We start from the raw sequence: 5,263 nt of genomic DNA, 5'->3' as shown, positions 1-5,263 counted from the left end.
AACCATTGAAGATGCGACTGGGGAAGTACTCGAAGCCGGCGTCATGGATGGCGGTAATGATCCAGAGCCAGGCAGTCTCACCACGGGCGGCACCTTAACCGCCAGTGATGTGGATAACGGGGCCAGTTGGAGCTGGAGTTTTGTCCCTCAGGTCAATGACTATGGTACCTTCGGCATTAATACCACCACTGGCGTCTGGAGTTACACTCTAGCGAACAACGCCTTGGTTGATGCCCTCGCCTCCGGTGAAACCCACGACGAGACCTTCTTGGTCACCGTCACCGATGAGTTTGGCGCATTCAGCACTCAAATTGTCACCGTCACAGTTACGGGTACCAACGATATTCCCGTGCTGACCATCAATGACACTGTCGGCGCCGTAACTGAGGATGACGATAACCCCACTCTTTCTGACAGTGGTATTTTAAGCTTCACTGATGTTGATAATGGCGATACTCATACCATCTCCTTCAACCACGTCGGCAGCGTGGTGTGGTCGGGAGGGACATTAACTCAAGTGCAAATTGATGCCTTTGTCGATGGTTTTAGTGCCGATACTGACAGCTGGGATTACTCTGTGCTTAACTCCTTAGTGCAGTTTCTTGGCGAAGGCGAGACCATCACCCTCAGCTTTGACGTCACCGTCACTGACTTCAATGGCGCTACCGATACTGAGACCGTTAATATCACTATTAATGGCGACAATGATGCACCAATTATCGTTGGGACTACACCGGTCACGGTTTCAGAGGAAGGACTCGATAATGGTATTATTGATAATGTAGGAGATCCATCAGACACAACAAATTTAGCTGCTAACAGTGGATTAATCACTTTCACCGATACCGATGCACCAGATAGTAGTGTCTTTACAGTATCGCTCCAAGGTCCTGCTACTGAGATGTATTCTGATAATCAATTGATTACATGGAGCTGGGATGGTACAACAAAAACACTCACCGGTTCAGTCGGTGGAACTGCGGTAATGTCGATTGTTTTAGGTTCTGTGAGTGCTGGTGTATCAGGCTTTGAAGTCAGCTACACAATTACTCTATTAGACTCAATAGATCATCCCCTTAACGATGTCGAAGACATACTCACTTTTGCCTTTGGGGTCACTATTAATGACGGTGTTCAAGACGTTAATACCAGTATTAATATCACTATTGAAGATGATGCTCCGATTGATGAAGTTGATGAAGGTTTACTTCATAATATTCCGCACTTAATCGGTGAAAGCGTAACTGCGGATCTGTTTGATCCAGGGGCTGATGGTTTTGGTAGCATTAACTTTGAAGTCCTGACCGACGGGCTCCAATATAACGGTCAAGATCTCATCTACACTATGAACGGTAATACTTTAACTGCGAGTGCTAATGGGACAGATGTCTTTACCGTGACAGCTGTGCTAGACGGAAATGGTCATTACGATTATCAATTTACACTACTGCAAGAAGTCGATCTTGAGACCGTAATTAATTACGATATAGGCTCAGCACCAGCGGGGAATAACACAACATACTTTGTCGACTCCGATGGCGCTATTTATGCCCAGAATGGTCAAGCTAACAGTGTAATTTCAACCATTACAGGCTATACCAACGGAATATCTTCTCAAATTAACTCTAATAGTCATGGGATCGGTGTCGGTCCTCAAACGTCAATTGACGACAACGAGTCCATAAAAATTGAGTACGGTGTAAATGGGACTTCTCTACTCGCTATTAACTTAGGAACAAACAATAACGGTAATAACACAGGCTCAACCGAAATACAGTACATTATCACTTATTCAGATAACAGCACCAAAGTTGTAAATACCACCATTAATGGCACCTTACTCATAGAGGAATTGGAATTTAATGGCCTTGCAATTATGTCTATCGACATTATTCACCTTAGCGGTGAGGACTTCCAGATCACAGGCTTAGCTTCAAGCGGACTAATTTTCAATACCCCAATTGATATTGAGTTCGGCTATTCTGCTACAGATGGTGACGGTGATGCTGTTGTCTTCATAGGAGATAATACAGGGCAGTTCAATATCACTTTAACACCTGACAATTATATTCCTAACGCCTTAGATAACTCATATCAAGTTGATTTTGAGAGTGCTATTTCTGGTAATGTGATAACCGATGACACAGGTTCAGGAGTCGATAGTGATTCCAATGCTCATCCTTTAAAAGTCGTTCAAATAGACGGTAACGATTTAACCTTCATCAACGGCACTGCCGAAATCACTCTGCAAGGTGGTATTTTAACCATTCAAGAAGATGGCTCTTATACTTTCCAGCACAATGGCAACAGCTCTGCTCCGATCAATTTCAGCTATACAATAAGTGATGGAAATGGAGGTGAAGACACTGCCACTGCTAATATTACGGTTTATGATAATGAGACGCTTAATCCTGGTGATGATAATTACACTGGTACCGACGGCAATGACACCATCATTAGTGACACTCCAGGAATACTAGAAGGTAGCAGTTATAACTTAGCGTTTCTTATCGACTCCTCTGGCAGTATGGGAAGTAGCGCTGTTGCAACAGCAAAAGCTCAGATCGTCGCTGTATTAACTACTCTGATTGCCAATGCTAACCAACCAGGTGCTGGAATAGTCAATGTGCTACTTGTCGATTTTGACCAAACTGCAAGAACGTTAATTTCGATAGACTTAAGTACTGACGATCCCCTATCTAGCATTAACGCTGCGTTTACCGCAATGACAAGCGGTGGAACAACTAATTACTCTGCCGCATTCACAACGGCTTATAACTGGTTCAATGACAATTTCCCTCAAGGTAATAATCGTACTTTTTTCATCACTGATGGTGAACCAAATACCGATAATGGCCAGTCTGGAGGCTATTTGACTAACGCAATAAATGCATTCGCATTACTAAATGCACTCTCTTACGTAGAAGCTATCGGTCTTGGAGGAAATGTTAACAGCAGCACCCTTCAGCAGTTTGATACTGAGTCCCCTATTATCAATAATGTCGACGTTGACGACCTTGCCGACGCCATTTTAGGCTCCAATGCATTCCCTGGAAATGACACAATTAATGCTGGTGATGGTGATGATATTATTTTTGGTGACTTAACTGATTTCTTTGGTAACAATCTTCAAGGTATGGATGCTATAAGACAATATGTTGCTGATGAATTAGTCGTCAACGTAGGGACGGTTACGGATGCTCAAGTGCATAATTTCATTAGCCAGAACATTCACGATTTCGACCAGTCCCAAATAGATGATGGCGATGATCAACTAAATGGTGGTAACGGTAACGATATCTTATTTGGCCAAGGAGGAATCGATACATTAAATGGTCAAGCCGGCAATGACATCCTTATCGGAGGTGATGGTAACGATATTATCAGCGGCGGTGTTGGTCGAGATCTATTATCAGGAGGTAGAGGTGATGATGCATTATATGGTGGTACACAAGCCAATGCAGATGATAGTGAAAGAGACTTCTTCGTATGGTCACTGGAGTCTGCTGATAATAGCACTGACACTGTCTATGGGTTTAATCATCAAATCGATATTCTAGATCTCTCTGATATACTCGTTAACGAGGAAAACGGAAACTTAGAAAATTTCTTTTCCTTTGATTTTACCGGTGGCAATACCACCATCATTATTGATGCAGATGGAATAGCAGGTGGAGACGGAGTGACTATCATCTTAGATGGTATCAATCTATCGAGTATTTATGGCAGTTCCGACGAATCTGTAATTATTGCAGGGCTTATTGCAGATGAGGCTCTTATTGTCGATCCGAACGATACTTTCATCCCTCCATATGAGCAAATCGACCAAGGAAATATCATTCCTTAATATCAGTCTAAAGTTCTAATTCGTCAATTCGCTTCGTCCGTTATCTAACAAGGCCACTATATCTAGTGGCCTTTTTCTGATCTTGCACTACCAAGCCTTTGGAATAATAATCAATCATAAATAATTTACACAACATAAAGCGTCAAAAAATTGACCAGCATCAATTGCTTCTATAACATTCGTTAATCAGGGGTAATTTTTTTGAAACATTTAAGCTGTAAAAAAGTGTAGTTAATACCGTTTACAGTTGGGAGCAAGACAATGAAGTCGATTATTACAACACAGGCTGGTCATATTCAAAACCTCACAGGTACTGTCACTGCCACCGTAAATGGTGCAGAAAAACAAGTGGCGGTAGGTGAATTGATCCCAGAAGGTACGCTCTTATCTGTGCCTGAAGATAGCTTTGTTGAAATTCAATTTGACGATGGTAGCCTTACATCATCAAACACTGAATCGACTAATTCCCTTTCAGCTAGCCCTGCTGAAGAAAATGTTTCAAGTGATGCTGCTTTAGATGAAATTGCAGAAATCCAAGCCCTTATCGCATCTGGCGAAGACCCAACTGAGGGGCCAGATACAGCAGCAGGTAATAGCAATGGCGGTAATGAAGGAAGTTCAGGTTTCCTCTCTGTCTCAAGAAGTGCAACTGAGACCATTGCAGCATCAGGCTTTACCACTGCAGGCACCGACCAGACTGAGTTTACAGAAACAAGAGATATCGATCTTAGTGTTGATAACATCCCCTCTATATTAGCCAATGATAGTAATTCCATTGCTGAAGATGGCATTGCTAGCGGAAACGTCCTCGATAATGATTCAGATGGTGATGACGCTCTTACCGTCGTGAGTTTTACAGTCGATGGCCAAACGGTTACCCCAGGCAGCACCGTAGAGCTCGATGGTGGCTCTCTCGTTATCAATGAAGATGGCTCTTACACCTTCACCCCAAATGAGAATTGGAATGGCAGCGTTCCTGTCATTACATACACCACTAATACGGGCTCAACTGCGACACTCACTATTGAAGTCACGCCAGTTGATGACGCCAGTGTATTAGCAAACGACAGCCAAACTATCGATGAAGACAGCGTTGCCACTGGCAATGTGTTAGATAACGATGGTGATGTAGACAGCGATCTAACCGTGGTGAGCTTTGAAGTCGATGGCCAAAGTGTGACTGCAGGCAGCACGGTAGAACTTGAAGGTGGCTCTTTAGTTATCAATGCAGATGGCTCTTACACCTTCACTCCAAATGATAACTGGAATGGCAGTGTCCCTGTCATTACATACACAACGAATACGGGCTCAACAGCAACACTCACGATTGAAGTCACGCCAGTAGATGACGCCAGTGTATTAGCAAACGACAGCCAAACTATCGACGAAGAGAGTGTTGCCACTGGCAATGTGTTA

Annotated in this window: 2 protein-coding genes; both read left to right on the top strand. The window is 43.2% G+C overall.

The genetic code is table 11. The features are described from left to right. Positions 1–3,847, top strand: a 3,847-nt coding sequence (locus L2729_RS21320; RefSeq protein ID WP_248990029.1) for a beta strand repeat-containing protein, incomplete at its 5' end; no start/stop codon positions are given. Positions 3,848–4,108: 261 nt separating this feature from the next. Continuing rightward, positions 4,109–5,263, top strand: a 1,155-nt coding sequence (locus L2729_RS21315; protein ID WP_248990028.1) for a retention module-containing protein, incomplete at its 3' end; no start/stop codon positions are given.

Source organism: Shewanella gelidimarina (genome assembly GCF_023283945.1).
Taxonomy (GTDB): domain Bacteria; phylum Pseudomonadota; class Gammaproteobacteria; order Enterobacterales; family Shewanellaceae; genus Shewanella; species Shewanella gelidimarina.
The sequence above is the reverse complement of the archived record's forward strand: the minus strand, read 5'-3'. Positions and strand labels throughout refer to the sequence as shown.